The 16,132-nt window shown below is 51.9% G+C and carries 14 protein-coding genes; 9 read left to right on the top strand and 5 right to left on the bottom strand.

The genetic code is table 11. The annotated features are described in order from the left end of the window. Positions 1-14: 14 nt before the first annotated feature. From mfd to ACYVB1_RS06325, 4 genes are all read left to right on the top strand, one after another. Positions 15-3,395: a transcription-repair coupling factor gene (gene mfd / locus ACYVB1_RS06340; protein ID WP_460921842.1), complete on the top strand. Its 3,381-nt coding sequence runs from the start codon at positions 15-17 to the stop codon at positions 3,393-3,395. A gap of 135 nt (positions 3,396-3,530) precedes the next feature. Beyond that, on the top strand, positions 3,531-3,941 hold the full coding sequence (locus tag ACYVB1_RS06335) for a response regulator (protein ID WP_460921840.1): 411 nt from the start codon (positions 3,531-3,533) through the stop codon (positions 3,939-3,941). Positions 3,942-4,106: 165 nt separating this feature from the next. After that, positions 4,107-4,967 carry a hypothetical protein gene (locus ACYVB1_RS06330; protein WP_460921838.1) on the top strand — a complete coding sequence of 287 codons (861 nt, stop codon included), beginning with the start codon at positions 4,107-4,109 and terminating at the stop codon, positions 4,965-4,967. Between the two features lie 311 nt (positions 4,968-5,278). Next, a complete protein-coding gene (locus tag ACYVB1_RS06325; protein WP_460921836.1) occupies positions 5,279-5,710 on the top strand; it encodes a hypothetical protein in 432 nt (143 codons plus the stop codon). A gap of 69 nt (positions 5,711-5,779) precedes the next feature. On the opposite strand, the gene ACYVB1_RS06320 is transcribed toward ACYVB1_RS06325, so the two are convergent. Next, a complete protein-coding gene (locus ACYVB1_RS06320) occupies positions 5,780-6,373 on the bottom strand; it encodes a hypothetical protein (protein ID WP_460921834.1) in 594 nt (197 codons plus the stop codon). Between the two features lie 105 nt (positions 6,374-6,478). Between ACYVB1_RS06320 and ACYVB1_RS06315 the strand changes: the two genes are divergently transcribed. The 3 genes from ACYVB1_RS06315 (at position 6,479) to ACYVB1_RS06305 (ending at position 9,144) form a co-directional block, all read left to right on the top strand. Continuing rightward, entirely contained in the window at positions 6,479-7,066 is a 588-nt protein-coding gene (locus tag ACYVB1_RS06315; RefSeq protein ID WP_460921832.1) for a uracil-DNA glycosylase family protein, read from the top strand. Between the two features lie 55 nt (positions 7,067-7,121). Beyond that, positions 7,122-8,270, top strand: a complete 1,149-nt coding sequence (locus ACYVB1_RS06310; RefSeq protein ID WP_460921830.1) for a methionine aminotransferase — start codon at positions 7,122-7,124, stop codon at positions 8,268-8,270. Positions 8,271-8,370: 100 nt separating this feature from the next. After that, positions 8,371-9,144, top strand: a complete 774-nt coding sequence (locus ACYVB1_RS06305; RefSeq protein WP_460921828.1) for an amidohydrolase — start codon at positions 8,371-8,373, stop codon at positions 9,142-9,144. 69 nt (positions 9,145-9,213) lie between these two features. Here ACYVB1_RS06305 and ACYVB1_RS06300 read toward each other — a convergent pair whose 3' ends face one another. Both ACYVB1_RS06300 and ACYVB1_RS06295 read right to left on the bottom strand, forming a co-directional pair. Next, positions 9,214-9,606: a hypothetical protein gene (locus ACYVB1_RS06300; protein ID WP_460921826.1), complete on the bottom strand. Its 393-nt coding sequence runs from the start codon at positions 9,604-9,606 to the stop codon at positions 9,214-9,216. Next, positions 9,603-11,834, bottom strand: coding sequence for a T9SS type A sorting domain-containing protein (locus ACYVB1_RS06295; protein WP_460921825.1), 2,232 nt, complete (start codon positions 11,832-11,834; stop codon positions 9,603-9,605). The genes ACYVB1_RS06300 and ACYVB1_RS06295 overlap by 4 nt, the downstream gene beginning before the upstream one ends. 169 nt (positions 11,835-12,003) lie before the next feature. On the opposite strand from ACYVB1_RS06295, the gene ACYVB1_RS06290 reads away from it, so the two are divergent. Beyond that, positions 12,004-13,290, top strand: coding sequence for a UDP-N-acetylmuramoyl-tripeptide--D-alanyl-D-alanine ligase (locus tag ACYVB1_RS06290; RefSeq protein ID WP_460921823.1), 1,287 nt, complete (start codon positions 12,004-12,006; stop codon positions 13,288-13,290). Between the two features lie 155 nt (positions 13,291-13,445). Here the strand turns inward: ACYVB1_RS06290 and rfbC are convergent, their stop codons facing one another. Both rfbC and ACYVB1_RS06280 read right to left on the bottom strand, forming a co-directional pair. Next, positions 13,446-13,988: a dTDP-4-dehydrorhamnose 3,5-epimerase gene (rfbC, locus tag ACYVB1_RS06285; RefSeq protein ID WP_460921821.1), complete on the bottom strand. Its 543-nt coding sequence runs from the start codon at positions 13,986-13,988 to the stop codon at positions 13,446-13,448. Between the two features lie 177 nt (positions 13,989-14,165). Continuing rightward, a complete protein-coding gene (locus ACYVB1_RS06280) occupies positions 14,166-15,272 on the bottom strand; it encodes a glycosyltransferase family 4 protein (RefSeq protein WP_460921819.1) in 1,107 nt (368 codons plus the stop codon). 138 nt (positions 15,273-15,410) lie between these two features. Here ACYVB1_RS06280 and ACYVB1_RS06275 point away from each other — a divergent pair, with 138 nt between their 5' ends. After that, positions 15,411-16,130: a SirB2 family protein gene (locus ACYVB1_RS06275; RefSeq protein WP_460921817.1), complete on the top strand. Its 720-nt coding sequence runs from the start codon at positions 15,411-15,413 to the stop codon at positions 16,128-16,130. The last annotated feature ends 2 nt before the right edge of the window (positions 16,131-16,132 follow it).

The raw sequence follows: 16,132 nt of genomic DNA, 5'->3' as shown, positions 1-16,132 counted from the left end.
GGAGACGAATACCTTTGAAAGTAAAAGATTTTTTAGAGCTGTACCGCCTCGACAGCGTGGTGCAAACCATCGCCGAACGGCTGAAGGCAAACAGGCCATACCGCCTCCAGATAAAAGGCCTGGCGGGCAGCCAGGATGCTGTGCTGGCCTCGGCAGTGTATACCCTGAATTACGGGCACCAACTCTTCGTGATGCACGACAAAGAGGAGGCCGCTTATTTCTATACTGACCTGAAAAACCTGCTCGGCGAAGAAAAGGAAATCCTGCTTTTCCCGACCTCTTACAAGCGTCCCTACAGCTTCGACGACACCGAAAACGCCAACATCCTGATGCGGGCCGAGGTGCTCAACCGCCTCAACCAGAAAACAGGCAAAGGCGAGCTCATCGTGACGTACCCGGAGGCGCTGACGGAGAAGGTGATCAATAAAAAGTCGCTGGTGGAGAATACGCTGGGCGCCAAGGTGGGCGAGAAGCTTGATACCACCTTCCTCAGTGAAATGCTGACTGAGTATGGCTTTGAGCGCACCGAGTTTGTATATGAGGCGGGCCAGTATGCGGTGCGTGGCGGTATCGTGGATGTATACTCTTACGCCAACGACTTACCTTACCGCATCGAGCTCTTCGGTGATGAGATCGAAAGCATCCGCACCTTCGACCCTGACACGCAGCTGTCGGTGGAGACGAAGAAGGCAATTTCGATTATCCCCAACGTACAGACCAAGCTGCTTCAGGAAACACGCGAGGCATTCCTGGACTTCCTCCCCGCCAACACCACGCTCTGGTTTAAGGACGTTCGCCTGACGCTGGACGTAATTGACGAATATTTCGACAAGGCATCTCATAACTTCGAAAAGATGATGGCGGGCAGCGGCGGCACCAAAATCGTGTCGGACCCGGAGCAGCTGTTCCAGACGCAGAAGCTGTTTAAGCAGCTGCTGGAAAACTTTAACGTGGTGGAAATAGGCAAGCGCTTTCACTTCCGCAGCGCTGAGGCTATACAGTTGCAGGCAAAGCCGCAGCCCTCTTTCAACAAAGATTTTCAACGGCTGGTAAAAGACCTGCACGAGCAGCAGAACGCCGGTTTTGTGAACCTGATTGCCACCGATTCGCCGCGCCAGATCAACCGCCTCACAATGATTTTTGATGAGCTGGATCATGACGTGCGTTTCCAGCACCTGCCTATCTCACTGCGAGAAGGCTTCATCGATCAGACGTTAAAAATTACCTGCTACACCGACCACCAGCTGTTCGACAGGTTCTACCAGCACAAGGCCAAAGAAGGACATTCCAAGTCGAAGGCCATGACGCTGAAAGAGCTGCGCTCGCTGCAGCCCGGCGATTACGTGACGCACATCGACTACGGCATCGGCCGCTTTGCCGGCCTGGAGAAAGTAGAAGTAGGTGGCCGTTTACAAGAAGCGATTCGCTTAGTTTACCGCGACGATGATTTGCTGTATGTGAGCATCCACGCGCTGCACAAAATAAGCAAGTACAGCGGCAAAGAAGGCGGTCCGCCAAGCATGAGCAAGCTGGGCTCACCGGAATGGGAGAACAAGAAGAAGAAGGTAAAGAGCAAGGTTAAAGACATTGCCCACGAACTCATCAGCCTCTATGCCAAGCGTAAGGCCGCACCCGGTTATGCCTACTCCCGAGACGGTTTCCTACAGGCGGAACTAGAGTCCTCGTTCATCTATGAGGACACGCCGGACCAGGCAAAGTCCACCGAGGATGTGAAAGCCGACATGGAGCAGCCGCACCCGATGGATCGCCTGGTGTGCGGCGATGTGGGCTTCGGTAAAACTGAGATTGCCATACGTGCCGCTTTTAAAGCCGCCTGCGATGGCAAGCAGGTGGCCGTGCTGGTGCCAACCACCATCCTGGCCATGCAGCACTACCGCACCTTCCGCGACAGGCTGGAGCAGTTCCCGGTTACGGTGGATTATGTAAACCGCTTCAAGACGGCCAAAGACACAAAGGAAACGCTGAAGCGTTTGGCAGAAGGCAAGGTAGATATCCTGATAGGCACCCACCGCATCGTGAGCAAGGACGTGAAGTTCAAGGACCTTGGCCTGATGATTATTGACGAGGAGCAGAAGTTCGGGGTGAAGACGAAGGACAAGCTGAAGGAGATGAAAATAAACGTGGATACGCTGACGCTTACCGCCACGCCTATTCCGCGAACACTGCACTTCTCGCTGATGGGTGCCCGCGACCTTTCGGTTATCGCCACGCCGCCACCAAACCGCCAGCCGGTAAAAACAGAGCTGCATGTGTATGACGAGGCCCTGATCCGGGATGCCATTGTGCACGAGATGAAGCGCGGCGGACAGGTATTCTTCGTGCACAACCGCATCAAAGACATTGAGGAAATAGCCGCCATGATTCTGCGCCAGGTGCCGGATTGCAAAGTAACCTATGCCCACGGGCAGATGGAGCCGGAGAAGCTGGAAAAGCGCATGATGAAGTTCGTGAACGGCGAGTACGATGTACTGGTGAGCACCAACATCATTGAGTCCGGTCTGGATATCGAGAACGCCAACACCATCATCATCAACCGTGCGCATATGTTCGGTTTGTCAGACCTGCACCAGATGCGCGGCCGCGTAGGGCGCTCCAACAAGAAGGCCTACTGCTACCTGCTCACACCACCTGTGGCCGGACTGCCTTCGGATGCACGCAAGCGCCTGAGCACGTTAGAGGAATTCTCTGACCTGGGCGAAGGTTTCAAGATTGCCATGCGCGACCTCGATATTAGGGGCGCGGGTAACCTGCTGGGCGGTGAGCAGACCGGCTTTATCACCGACCTTGGTTTCGAGATGTACCACCAGGTGCTCGACGATGCCATCAAAGAACTAAAGGAAACAGAATTCCGGGAGCTGTTCCTGGGCGATAACCTGGAGCAGTTTGTGGATCCGGTGCTGGAGTGCAACATCGAGACGGACATGGAGGTCCTGATTCCAGACACCTATGTGAGCAACATCTCGGAACGCCTAAGTCTCTACAGCAAACTCGACAGCGTGAAGAGCATGGAGGAACTGGAGAAACTGCGCGACAGCATTATAGACCGCTTCGGGCCACTGCCGGAGGCAGTGCAGCAACTGGTAGAGATTGTGAAGCTGCGCTGGCAGGCCCAGCAACTCGGTTTCGAGAAACTCACCATCAAGAAGGAAACGATGAAGGGCTACCTACCAGCTGAGAACAACGACAAATATTTCCAGTCTGACGTGTTCGGCAATATTCTCAAGTATGTGCAGCAGCACCCGCGGCGGTCGCGTTTAAAAGAGGCCAAGCACAAACTCATTGTGATTGTGGAAGACATACAGAGTATAGCCGATGCAAAAGAAGTATTCGAAGGGTTGGGAATAAAGGAAGCTGTTTCCGCACAAGCGTCTTAACAGAAGATTTCCTATTTTGCGGTCTGCCCTTATTCAAGGCGGCTCCGCTTAAAAACAAGCAGGCTAAAGGAGGATTCAAGTCCTACTTATACTGAGGATAATAGAAAGCGTAACAAGAAGTTCAGAACCCATAACATGATGAAGTCAGTTAATACCATTCTATTGATCGATGATGACGATACAACGAACTATTTAAACCACCGCCTGCTCGCGCGCATGGAAGCAGCACCGGATATCCGGGTGGTAACAGACGGAGACGAGGCTCTTAACTACCTGAGAAAAGCTTTTGCAGGGGAAGAAGACTATGCCCGCCCTGACCTGATTTTTGTTGATATCAAAATGTCAGGGATGGATGGCTTTGAATTTCTGGAGGAGTACCAGAAAGTGCCTGCAGCGCAGAAAGAAAATATTGTAATGCTGATGCTTACCTCTTCTGCCAGCTTTTACGACCTTGAAAAGCTGAAGCAGTTCCCGGATGTGCGCAAACATTACTCTAAACCATTGGCAGAGGCGGACGTCCGCGAAATAATGGAAACGTACTTCTAGAAAACCCTTAAAAATATCTGTGGCAGCGGCACTCCTTCCGGAAGGGGTGCCGCTGTTTTTTGTTTAAACTACCAGATGCTAACTATAGCCATTGCAACTCCGTAAATATAAACCCGCCCTTTGGTGGGATGAATACATTGTGAACATCTAAAACGAAATAAAACTATGGCAAACAGACAGCGTAACGGCGCAGAAGGTGAAAACCAGAGAATCGGCCGTGAATTATATAACAGAGATCAACAGCATAACCAGGATAACGATAACTACAACCAGCGTTATAGCAACCGGGGTGAAAATACAAGCACATGGGGAGAAGGTAACCACTTTCATACAGGCCCTAACCCACGTGGCGCACAGGATCGGGACAGGGACTTTGATCGCAACCGTAACAGCAACGATTATCGCAGAGGAGGCAGCAGCAACAGTTCCTATAACCAGGGCCAGAATGCACACCTGAGCGACCACTACGGCAGCCGTTCTGACAGCCCATACCGCAACGAACGCTCCTTTATAAATCACGGTGACCGGTACCAGCACGATGAGCGCCACAACATGCGCAGGCCGCATACACCGGGAGGCTCCCTACAAGGCAACCATGATAGTGTGAGAGGGCAGCAGAACGATCCATGGCGTGAAGGGCCAGGCGGTGAAAGCCGTTATAAAGAATCAGATTACCGTTATGGCAGCGGTTCGCACAACTGGTACACAGAGAACCGCTATACCCCGAACAACGACGATGATCGCCGCAACAACCCGCGCCATGATGACCGTGGCTTTATGGACCGTATAAAAGACACCTGGAATGACATCTGGCATTCTGACGATGAGGACTATCAGCCTCGCAACCGCCAGTACCAGTCAAACTCTGAGCGGCTCGACACACGTACACACTACGGCTCTGCGCAGTACCGCGACCGCAACTTCGACAATGGCTTTGAAGGAGGTCCCCGCTGGGCAGATGAGTCAGACTCCGGGCAGGATGATTATTATAATGACCGCGATAACACCAACCGCTATCGCCGATAAAACGTATACTTACCAGATTAGGTGATTTGGTAGTAGATTAGTTTTAGTTAGTAAATGGCAAAGCCGGCTCTTGTAGCCGGCTTTGTTTTTTTGTACCTTAGGGATTGTGTTTAGTTTAAACATACTAAGAATCACCTCGTACATCAATAATAAGAGTAAGTTTAAATTTTGTTTTTGATGGCGAAAAGGCAGATTTTTTGAGTTCTTACAAAACTTGTTTTGTATCGGAGCCAGCACTTTTTTATCTTAGATATAGCTTAAACAAGTGCTCAGATTGAAAAGAATTTATAACACTATTAAAGATATACAGCATGCATCACGACGAACATAACCCACGGCATCCGCACTACCGGGAAATGCGCCACCGCCGGGAGAACCATCCCAACCAGGAGCGTGAGCGGTATTTTAATGATTTTCAGAGTCGCTGGGGAGAACCCTCTCCACCACTAAACCTGCACCGGAATGAGTGGCATCCACGTGATGTTGGCCGTTTTGAAAGGCAGGGGCAGTTTCATCAGGAAGAGTGGCTGCCAAACCAGCGCAGGGGGCAGCAGCCTCCACGCCAGGAGAATAAGCCACGCGATATATCATGGCGCCAGCGCGATGTAAACTTTAACAGGGACAACCAACGGGCAGAGGACCGCTGGCAGCAGGACGAAACCATACCGCACCCAGATGACAGACGCCGCCGCAGACAGGGCCCGCGCGATGAGTATGGTTATGATGAAAGAAACCGCAGATAAATACACACATGCTTCTATTGCAACAAAAGCCGGAACTATCCGGCTTTCGCTGTTTTACAGGCTTTTTATTTAAAACCGCTTCCGCAGGCCCACGCCGAAAGACACTAGTTCCGGAATTCCCGGCACCAGGTTTACCGACAGGTCTGTGTTTTCCTTAAGTTTGTAGTTGTATTCCAGTTCACCGGCGTACCAGTAAAATTTGTACTGCCAGTCGCCGTTACGGTTAAAGTAGCCATCGTCCACGTATTCTTCAAGCTTGTTCCAGTCGCGCCGGTACACCAGCGTGGGGCCAATGCCCCCGTTCAGGGAGTGCCGGTTTTTATGGAAAATAAGTCCGCGCCAGCCAATATGGGTAAAGCCCGCCAGTTCAGCAGCACAATCTGCATACAGCCCCTGTTCTACCCGCACGCTTAGCACATCGCGCACCACAAACCGATCGTATCCTACTATGGCACCATAGTTAAAGGTGATGTAGCCTTTATCATCCAGCCTGTTGGGGAACATCTCCGGGTACGGACTCTCCTTCAGGTGCACTGAAACTCCGAAGAACTTAACGGTGATGGCATTCTTATGAGTGGTCTTCTCCTCTGCCTGTGCCTGCACACGCAGCGGTAGCAAGAGGACTAAGAGGAAACAAAGTAAGAGATGCAGCAATTGGGACATACTAATTGAATCGGCTTTCAGCCTACTTTACTATTTTTTGTTGCTTGGGTTGCTTCAGCAGCAGCCGGGGCATTCTATACAGATACTTTGTACCTTTGCCAGACGATGCCAACACTGGAAGATTTACTGCTGCAGGTTCGTGCCTGCCGCCTCTGCGAAGAGCACCTGCCACTGGGTGCGCGCCCGGTGCTGCGTGCCAGCACCACAGCGAAACTGTTGGTGGTAGGGCAGGCACCGGGCACTAAAGTACATGCCAGCGGCACCCCCTGGGACGACCAGAGCGGGAAGCGCCTCCGCCAGTGGCTGGGCCTGGATACAACCACTTTTTATGATGAGTCGCAGGTTGCCATTGTGCCGATGGGCTTCTGCTACCCCGGCAAGGGCAAAAGCGGTGACCTCCCGCCCCGCCCGGAATGTGCCCGGCACTGGCACCAGCAGTTGCTGGCCCTGCTGCCCAACATCCAGCTTACACTCCTCATCGGCAAATATGCACAGGACGGTTTTTTAAAGCAGGCGGCCAGGCCAACATTAACAGAAACAGTAGCCAACTGGCACGAATACCTGCCGCACTACATGCCGCTGCCACACCCCTCGCCCCGCAACCAGTTCTGGTTTAAGCGCCACCCCTGGTTTGAGGCCGATGCTGTACCGGCACTTCAGCAGCTTGTGGGCGACCTTGTCGTAAAAACCTAAGCTTCCTATTTTCGTTGCAAACAACCTACTCCCTCAATAAGAAATTCTGCACCCTATGATAAACTACCCCTCCAGCAAATTACCCGATATTGGCACGAGCATCTTTACTGTCATGTCGGCCCTGGCGAACGAGCAGCAGGCGATTAACCTGTCGCAGGGCTTCCCGGACTTTAACTGTCCTGCACCGCTGATAGACCTTGTAGGCAGGTATATGCGCGAAGGGTTTAACCAGTATGCGCCCATGGCGGGTGTGCCAAAGCTGCGTGAAAACATCAGCATCAAAACAGAGAAAGTATACGGCTACCGCCCCAACCCTGACACAGAGGTAACCGTGACCTCCGGTGCTACAGAGGCGCTACATGCAGCCATAACAGCGGTGGTGAAGCCCGGTGATGAAGTGTTGATACTTGAGCCTTGTTATGATGCTTATGTCCCTGTCATCCGGTTGTGTGGCGGTATTCCTGTTTTTGTATCACTGGCACTCCCTGATTTCCATGTGGACTGGGACCAGGTGAAACGCCGCATCTCCTCCCGGACAAGCCTCATCATTATTAACACACCTCATAACCCCACCGGTGCTGTGATGACGAAACAGGACATGGATACGCTGGCGAACCTGATAGCCGGCACTAATATCCTGGTGATTAGTGATGAAGTGTATGAGCACATGGTATTCGATGGACAGCTGCATTACAGTGTACTGCAGCACCCGCAGTTGCGCAACCGAAGCTTCGCTATCTCTTCTTTCGGAAAAACATACCATACTACTGGCTGGAAGATAGGCTACGCCGTGGCTCCTGCCGCCCTCACGGCTGAGTTGCGCAAAATGCACCAGTTCATTACTTTCAGCACGCCTACACCACTTCAGATGGCCATTGCAGATTTTATGGAAGAGGAAACCCATTACCGGAACCTGCCGGATTTCTACCAGGCCAAGCGCGACTTCTTTAATGAACAGTTAAAGGGTTCCCGTCTCGAAATAGTGCCTTCTGCCGGCACGTATTTTCAGCTGGCAAAGTATGATAAGGTTTCAAATGAGTATGATCAGGATTTCGCTAAGCGCTTAACAAAAGAGGCCGGTGTCGCCGCCATACCCGTTTCGGCCTTCTACCACGACAAAACAGACCATAAATACCTCCGTTTCTGCTTTGCCAAAAGCGAAGGCACCCTACAGGCCGCCGCCGCAAAGCTGGAGCAGCTTTAAATCTATAAAGACGTAAGACGCACGTGCACAGCACGAAGCTCTAGTCCGCTTCTTACTCACCTTTGAACAACGAATAACGCTCAACAAACAACGATAAAAAATGGACCTACGCATAACCATTGTACAGACAGCACTCCACTGGCAGGATGCGGAGAGGAACCGCACCATGTTTTCTGAGAAGTTAGCACAGGCTACTCCCCAGACCGACCTGATCATACTCCCTGAAATGTTCACAACCGGGTTTAGTATGGAAGTGGAGACACAGGCTGAAAAGGCTGAAGGCCCTACTTTACACTGGATGCAGCAGGAAGCACAGAAGCACCAGGCGGTACTAACCGGCAGCGTGATGGTAAAGGAGAACGGGCACTACTATAACCGCCTGCATTGGGTGCGCCCAGACGGCTCCTATGCAAAGTACGACAAGAAACACCTTTTCCGTATGGCAAAGGAGCACCATACATATACTGCGGGCAAAGAGAAACTAACAGTAGAGTTAAAAGGCTGGAACATCTGCCCGTTGGTGTGTTACGACCTGCGCTTCCCGGTGTGGAGCCGTAATGTCAGCAACAGCTACGACCTGCTGCTGTACGTGGCTAACTGGCCGCAGGTACGCAGCCTCGCCTGGCGCTCGCTGCTACAGGCACGCGCCATCGAGAATGTAGCTTACGTGGCCGGAGTCAACCGTGTGGGCACCGATGGTAACAACCATCCCTACTCCGGCGACTCTGCCATTATTCATCCCAAAGGACACCACCTGCTCCAGACAAGCCAGGTAGAAGGCCTACACACCCTCACGTTAGGCAAGCAAGAACTGGTTGATTTCAGAGAAGCTTTCCCGGCACATCTGGATGCAGATGCATTTAGTTTAAGTTAGAGGCGTTAAACTGTATGGCGGGTTATTGTAGGGGGGCAGGTGCACCATGGTTCAGGGCAGGCGTGCCTCTCAAGCCTCCTTTAAAAACTGCTTTGCTTCCCTTACTGCCTCCTCCTCCTTTACCTGCTTAAACTGCACATGAGGGCGGGCCTCGAACATGCGCCGGAGGCGGGAGTGCTCGCCCAACAGTAGCACCAGCCAGCCTGCCTTTTCCTGGAAAAGCTCCTCCAGTAACGCCATTATTTTTCCCAGTTCAGTTATAGATGGATCAGCTTTGATGCCTACCACAGCCCTGTCACTTTCACGGAGCAGGCGCAGGGCGTAGTGCTGCAGCACATCATCAGAATGTGCATCAATGTCCAGTACTGCCACCTCCGGGAGTTGCTGCTTTACCTGTTCCGGCAGCGGCTTCCTGTATGCAGTGGAGGTAGATAGCTCTACATAAAGGAAGGCCTGCATCATCTTACCACAAATTTGGAGGTTGCACGCTTTCCGCTTTCAGAGGTAGCACGGATGATGTAGAGACCGGTCTTCAGGTTTTGCAGTGGCAGCATGTGGCTGCGGCCGTAGTTGCCAGTGCTGCGGTACAGGAGTTTGCCTATGGCATCGTAAACCTGCACAACTACCGGCTCAGAAGCCTTTAACTGTACGGCCTCTCTTGTGCTTCTGTCGCCAGGGTTTGGGTACACTTCTACCTTCAAGCCTTCCTCAGGAGTTTTAGGGGCTGCCGTATTGCCTGCAGATTGCTCCAGCAGGTAAAGTCCACCGCCCTTTGTGCCGATGGTGAGGTACAGCGTGTTTTCACCACCCAAAGGCGCCGCTGCTATACTCAGGCCTTTCCCAAGGCGCGTTGCCTGCAGGCTTCCCAATGAGCCATTCTCCAGTAGTTCGGTTTCTGCAACCAATGTATTTTGCTGTAAGGCTGAAGCAAGGTTCCGGTACACGCGCAGTTGCCCACTTTCATCTGTTGTGAGCAAGTCCGGGGTACCGTCACCATCCACATCAGCTACGGCAGGATGAAGAAACCTTCGTGAGAAGTCCGTTGCTATACCTCCAAATGCTGCTTGCTCCTGCGTGAATGCCGGCGAAGCTGCATTGCCAGTGTTGCGGTAAAACCGGAGGCTGCCGTCGCTCATCCCAAGCAGCAGGTCCGGGTCGCCATCTTCATCCACATCTGCAAAGGCAGGAGACGCTTCCCCCGGTACGGCCTGCACTGTCTGCAAATCAGTGAAGCGGTATTGGGCAGGCTGTCCTTTAGGGGCCTTGTTCGGAACAAAGCTGATACGGGTAGAGTTAACCTCTGCTCCCTCAAACGTCAGCACGAGGTCTACGGCTCCATCGCCGTTCATATCGGCAAAAGCAGGTTTTATGTTGAAAAGCTGTTGGTCCTGTAAGCCAAGGTAATCGTTTGTCACCAATTCAAAAGCGGGCGAGGTGGCCGTACCAGTATTCCGATAGAAATGCAGTGCCGCGCTGTAGTGGCCGTTACGGTAAGCAATGGCATTTCCGACCAGCATATCCAGGTCACCGTCTGCGTCCAGGTCCGCAAAAGCCGGGAAAGCTCCTTCGCCCACCTCTATCATCTGCCCCTGCAGGAAATCATCCTGCACAAATTTAAAGTCAGGCTGGTTGAAGGCACCCTGGTTGCGGTAAAGCCAGGTAGAAGTCTCAAAATTGATCTTGTGTAGATCATCAGTTGCCTGCGGTGCCACCAGCATATCGGGCACTCCGTCGAAGGTGACATCTTCGTAGTAAGCAGCCGGAAAAAGAGGGAAAGAAGCTGGCTTAGAAGCCGGGAAAGCAAGTATAAAGCCTGTCATAACAGCGTTGGCAGCCGAGCCCTCGTTTTCCATCAGCACCAGGTTCTGGCACATCACACTCCCCATGATCAGCTCTTTGTCTCCATCGGCATCCATGTCCAGGAGCAGCAAGGATGAACCGTCGTGGCCGGAATGTTGCGGGGCAGCTACACGGCAGTGCGCTCCAAAAAGATAACTGTCGCAGCCATCACACTCGGTGATGCCGCCCCACCAGTTTGTTTGCTGCTCAAACTTCAGCGTGCCGCAAGCCAGCCCCTGCTCTGCCTGCATGTTCTGGTAAAGCTCCAGGGTATGCCCTCTGGAGAACTCTGAAATCAGCACATCCAGGTCCCCATCATTGCCGATGTCCACAATGCCAGGAATATCAGTGCTCTTCATCTGCATGTTCACTCTGCCATCCCGGTAAAACAATGCTTCTTCGGATAAAGTAAATTTCAGCTGCCCCTCTGTTGCTGTTTCCTGTTTAAATACCCGTATGCCTAGCGGGCTGCTCGTAAAAATGTCTTTCAGTCCATCGCAGTTATAGTCACGCAGCAGTACCCAGTACTCCAGGTCCGCAGGAAAAAACACCTCGTAGTCTGGCGCATAGTGGTACTGCCACTGCCCGTTTTGCTGCACCGCCAGCCACGTATACACCTTCTTCAGCTGCCTGTCGAAAATAAAAAGGTCCTCCTGTCCGTCTTTATTCAAATCGATGGTGGAAAACTGAGGGGTGTTGAGGCCACCGCTCCAGGGGGCTGCCAACACCCCTCCCTGCACCGCGACAGGCACATTGTGACGGAACCGGAAAGCCACAGGCTCCTGTTGCTGGGCCGTGGCAGTTGCGAAAGAGCAAAGTGAAACAAGTAGCAGGGTAAGGTACTTCTTCATAACTGAGAAAAGGTTGCCGGTATACAGGCGCTTTTTTATTTAACTAGCAGCACCTGCGGGCACTGTCGCTTTTAAGGTTTTGAGTGTATATTGCCACTGGGAAAGGCTGTTGATAGTAAACGTAATCAAAGGCTTTTCAGCATCATTTTAAGTTAAAATTACGCATTTCATGCAGAACAGCATTGAGTTTCTATACCAAAAGTACCTGGAGTGCCGCCACGTGAGCACAGACTCCCGCGCGGAGCAGGACCAGAGCTTATTCTTTGCCCTGAACGGCCCTAATTTCAAGGGGGCCAAGTTTGCTTTGCCAGCCCTGGAGAAAGGGGCAAAATATGCGGTGGTTGACGATCCAGCCATGGCCGCAGACAATGTTTTTGTGGTGGAAGACACGCTGCAAACGCTGCAGGAACTGGCACGCCACCATCGCAGGCAGCTGAGCATTCCTGTTTTCGGCATTACGGGCTCTAACGGCAAAACCACTTCCAAAGAGCTGATTTATGGTGTGCTGAGCCAGAAGTTCAACACCCTCTATACACAAGGCAACCTGAACAACCACATTGGGGTGCCACTCACATTGCTGCGCATTAAACCAGAGCATGAGATGGCCATCATTGAGATGGGCGCCAACCATATCGGTGAAATAGCGCTGCTCAGCAGCATTGCACTGCCAACGCATGGGTTGATTACCAACATTGGCAAGGCACACCTTGAAGGCTTCGGAAGTTTGGAGGGCGTGGCGCGCGGCAAAAGTGAGCTGTATGTGCACTTGTTTAACTCTGGCGGCACCGTGTTCGTGAACACTGCAAACGAGCTCCTGATGCGCCTGAGCAGCCGCATTGAAGACAAAATTACCTATCCTGCCCCCGGCGACTATTACCACAGCGAACTGCTGGAGGCTTCGCCTTACGTGGTATACCGTGACGAGGAAGGCAACGAAGTGCAGACGCAGCTGGTGGGGAGCTACAACTACGAAAACATGGCGGCAGCAGCCTGCGTCGGAAAGTTTTTTGGTGTACCGCTGCAACAGGCAAACGAAGCCATTGCGGCTTACAGCCCGGTAAACAACCGCTCACAGGTATTGCAAAAGGGCAGCAACACTATCATCCTGGATGCTTACAACGCCAACCCTACTTCCATGGCCGCCGCTGTGCGCAACTTCGGCACCATGAACGCCCCCCGCAAAGTGGTGATACTAGGAGATATGTTTGAAATGGGCGCTGAGAGCGCTGCCGAGCACCGTGCCCTGGGAGAAGCCGTAGCCGCACACCCTTTCGACACGGTCCTGCTTTGCGGAAAGGACATGAAGTACGCAGCAGAAGTAAAAGACAGTTTCCTGCACTTCGAAACAAAGCCAGAACTACAGAAGTGGTTACAGGAGCATCCAGTTTCAGAAAGCTATGTGCTGGTAAAAGGCTCCCGTGGCATGGGCCTTGAGACACTGCTGGAAGTGTTGTAGATGTGGAAATGAGGTGATTAAAAAAATGGTACTGCCTAGCCGTTAATGGAGTACAAACTGACGACTATTTGTTGCTCGATAGACGCAGCAGGGGCAGGTTATATAGTGGACTTTCCTTTGTCTGCTATACTTGTTTAAAGCATCGCGTCTTAAACTTAAAACGGCGAATCAAAATCCTTTAGCAGTGGCAGCACCTCGTCTTTTGGTGATACCAAAGGGTTTGTAACACCCCAGTCGATGCCCAAAGCCGGATCGTTCCACAGAATACCGCCTTCAGAAGGCTGGCTGTAAAAGTTAGTGCATTTATAAAGGAAGGTGGTGTTGCCCTCCAGCGCGACAAACCCATGGGCAAAGCCTTCGGGTATATAAAATACATTGTGCTTCTCAGCATCTAGCAGGCACGTAGCATGCTGGCCGAACGTTGGGGAATCCTTGCGCAGATCGACCGCCACATCAAGCGCTCTGCCCGATGAAACGCGGACCAGTTTACCTTGTGCATAAGGCGGCTTCTGAAAGTGCAGCCCACGCAGCACTCCTTTTGATGAAACGGATTGGTTATCCTGCACAAAATCAGGTTGTATTCCTAATGGCTCAAACCATTTCATGCTAAAGGTTTCTAGAAAATAACCCCGGTCATCTCTGAATACACGCGGCAGGAATTCTACCAGGCCCTCGATGTTGAAAAGTTTGTGCTCCATGTTTCTTTTCTGTTCTGCTTTTTGTGCTTGTATAATTTGTTGTATGCCGCAAGTTATACCCGGGCGGGCAATTAAATTTTGAATGTCTGAGTTTAGAATAATTGAATACAAATTACCAGGCATTCAATTATTCGCCCATTCATTTCATTCAAAATTCAGTTATTCCGTTATTCAGAATTACTTTACTACTTCCGCTATAGCCTGCAGGTACTTCCGGATGACAAAGCGGTCGTCGAAGCGGGAAACGGCTATCTGGCGACTGGCCTTGCCCATGCTTTTCAGTTCTTCCTCCTTTAGCTGCAGCATCTGCAGCATTTTCCCAGCAAGGTCCTGTGCGCTGCGTACCCGGCAAAGGTAGCCATTTACTCCCTGTTGCACTACCTCCCGACACCCCGGTACGTTGGTGGCGATAAGAGGTTTTGCCATAGCGGCAGCTTCCAGCAAAGTACGGGGCGTTCCTTCGCGGTAGGAAGGCAGCACCACACAGTCGGCCTTGCTGACAGCAGCAGCCACATCATCGGTGGTGCCCAGGTACTCGATAACCCCTGCCGCCAGCCACTCCTCCAATTGCTGCTGTTTTACGCCTGACCTGCTCCGCTCATCTACCTGCCCCAACAGCTGGCACCTCACCTCCGGGTACTGTTCCTTCACCAGTTTGCTTGCCTGCACAAACTCTACCACCCCTTTGTCGAACAGCACGCGCGCTACCATCAGAAAAATAAAGGGCCTGTTGCGCTTAAACTCTTCCGCTGGCACAAACTCCTGCAAATTGATGCCTGAGCCTGGCAGCACCTCCGTTATTCCTGCCTGCACCAGGTTGTTTCGAAGAAAAAGTTTCCGATCATCCTCATTCTGAAAAAACACTTTAGCCGGGTAGCGGAAGGCGAACTTATACAGGCGCAGGGCAATGCTGGAGATATAGTCTTTGGTGATAAAGACTGTGCCCAGCCCCGACACATTGTTGATAGCCGGTATACCTGCCCAATGCGCCGCAACGGCTCCGTAAATATTCGGTTTGATAGTATAGTGCAGCACCACATCCGGCTTTACCTGCTGGTAAGTCTGGTACAGGCGCCAGGTCAGCATCAGGTCTGTGAAGGGGTTGGTGCCCTGCTCCATGTGCACCGGCACAAAGCGACAACCTGCCGCCATCAGGCGCTCTGAATAAGCATCCTTCGGGGCAATGGCCACCACCTCGTGCCCTTCTGCCAGGAGCGCCTCAATAAGGCTCCTGCGGAAGTTATAAATGTTCCAGGAGGTGTTGATGACAAGTGCTATCCGCATAAGGGCAAATCAGCTCAGCAGGACTGGGATCTTAAGGCCTAAAAAGTCGTAAGTTAGCCATTTTAGCTTAGCATCAGAAAAATTCAATTAAATTGCAGCAAATACTCTTCTGTGTATCACTTAAACAAATTCACTTTTATGCCACCTATTGCATTTTTGCACACCCACGTACTGGTCGTTATTCTGTTCCTTATCTTTTTTGCCATCAAAGCTGTTTTGCTGCTGCTTAACAAGCGCGAGACACTGGACAAGGTCAGAAGCAAAACAAAGGTAGTGGACATGATCCTGGGCACCCTAATCCTGATAACCGGCGGTTACCTGTTGTTCCTGTACAGTGGCGGCATTCCTACCTACCTGATTGTAAAAATTGTGCTGGTGCTGCTGGCTATCCCGTTGGGCATTGTAGGCATCAAAAGGGAGAACAAAGTACTGGCGGTACTGTCGCTGCTCATCTTCCTGTATGTGTACGGCGTAGCGGAAACCAACAGCCTGACCATGAATAAGAATGAGTCTTCTGTTGCCCCTATCAGCAATACAACCACTGAAACAACCGGGACAGGTGCTGCGGAAGCCGGTGCCCAAACAGACGCAGCACAGGAAGAAATCATCTCCTCGATGAGTGAGACACAGCTGGCCAACGCCAAAGCTATTTATACGCAGGTGTGCGCCAACTGCCACGGCGAAGACGGAGCGAAAGGCCTGGGAGGTGCTGCTCTTTTAACGCAAAGCCAATTGACCTTAAATGATAGAATTAACGTTATTGAAAATGGGCGTGGCCTGATGCCTGCATTTGGAGACCAGCTAACGCCGCAGGAGGCCGAGGCACTGGCCGCCTATACTATAACGCTAAAAAAATAATT

The organism is Pontibacter brevis, from assembly GCF_054779655.1.
Note: the sequence above shows the minus strand (reverse complement) of the source record. Positions and strands in the feature narration are given on the sequence as shown.

Bases quoted from the DNA above. Each gene is read 5' to 3' on its own strand.
- ACYVB1_RS06335 (WP_460921840.1), top strand. From the start codon at position 3,531: ATGATGAAGTCAGTTAATACCATTCTATTGATCGATGATGACGATACA.
- ACYVB1_RS06330 (WP_460921838.1), top strand. From the start codon at position 4,107: ATGGCAAACAGACAGCGTAACGGCGCAGAAGGTGAAAACCAGAGAATC.
- ACYVB1_RS06325 (WP_460921836.1), top strand. From the start codon at position 5,279: ATGCATCACGACGAACATAACCCACGGCATCCGCACTACCGGGAAATG.
- ACYVB1_RS06320 (WP_460921834.1), bottom strand. From the start codon at position 6,373: ATGTCCCAATTGCTGCATCTCTTACTTTGTTTCCTCTTAGTCCTCTTG.
- ACYVB1_RS06315 (WP_460921832.1), top strand. From the start codon at position 6,479: ATGCCAACACTGGAAGATTTACTGCTGCAGGTTCGTGCCTGCCGCCTC.
- ACYVB1_RS06310 (WP_460921830.1), top strand. From the start codon at position 7,122: ATGATAAACTACCCCTCCAGCAAATTACCCGATATTGGCACGAGCATC.
- ACYVB1_RS06305 (WP_460921828.1), top strand. From the start codon at position 8,371: ATGGACCTACGCATAACCATTGTACAGACAGCACTCCACTGGCAGGAT.
- ACYVB1_RS06300 (WP_460921826.1), bottom strand. From the start codon at position 9,606: ATGATGCAGGCCTTCCTTTATGTAGAGCTATCTACCTCCACTGCATAC.
- ACYVB1_RS06295 (WP_460921825.1), bottom strand. From the start codon at position 11,834: ATGAAGAAGTACCTTACCCTGCTACTTGTTTCACTTTGCTCTTTCGCA.
- ACYVB1_RS06290 (WP_460921823.1), top strand. From the start codon at position 12,004: ATGCAGAACAGCATTGAGTTTCTATACCAAAAGTACCTGGAGTGCCGC.
- rfbC (WP_460921821.1), bottom strand. From the start codon at position 13,988: ATGGAGCACAAACTTTTCAACATCGAGGGCCTGGTAGAATTCCTGCCG.
- ACYVB1_RS06280 (WP_460921819.1), bottom strand. From the start codon at position 15,272: ATGCGGATAGCACTTGTCATCAACACCTCCTGGAACATTTATAACTTC.
- ACYVB1_RS06275 (WP_460921817.1), top strand. From the start codon at position 15,411: ATGCCACCTATTGCATTTTTGCACACCCACGTACTGGTCGTTATTCTG.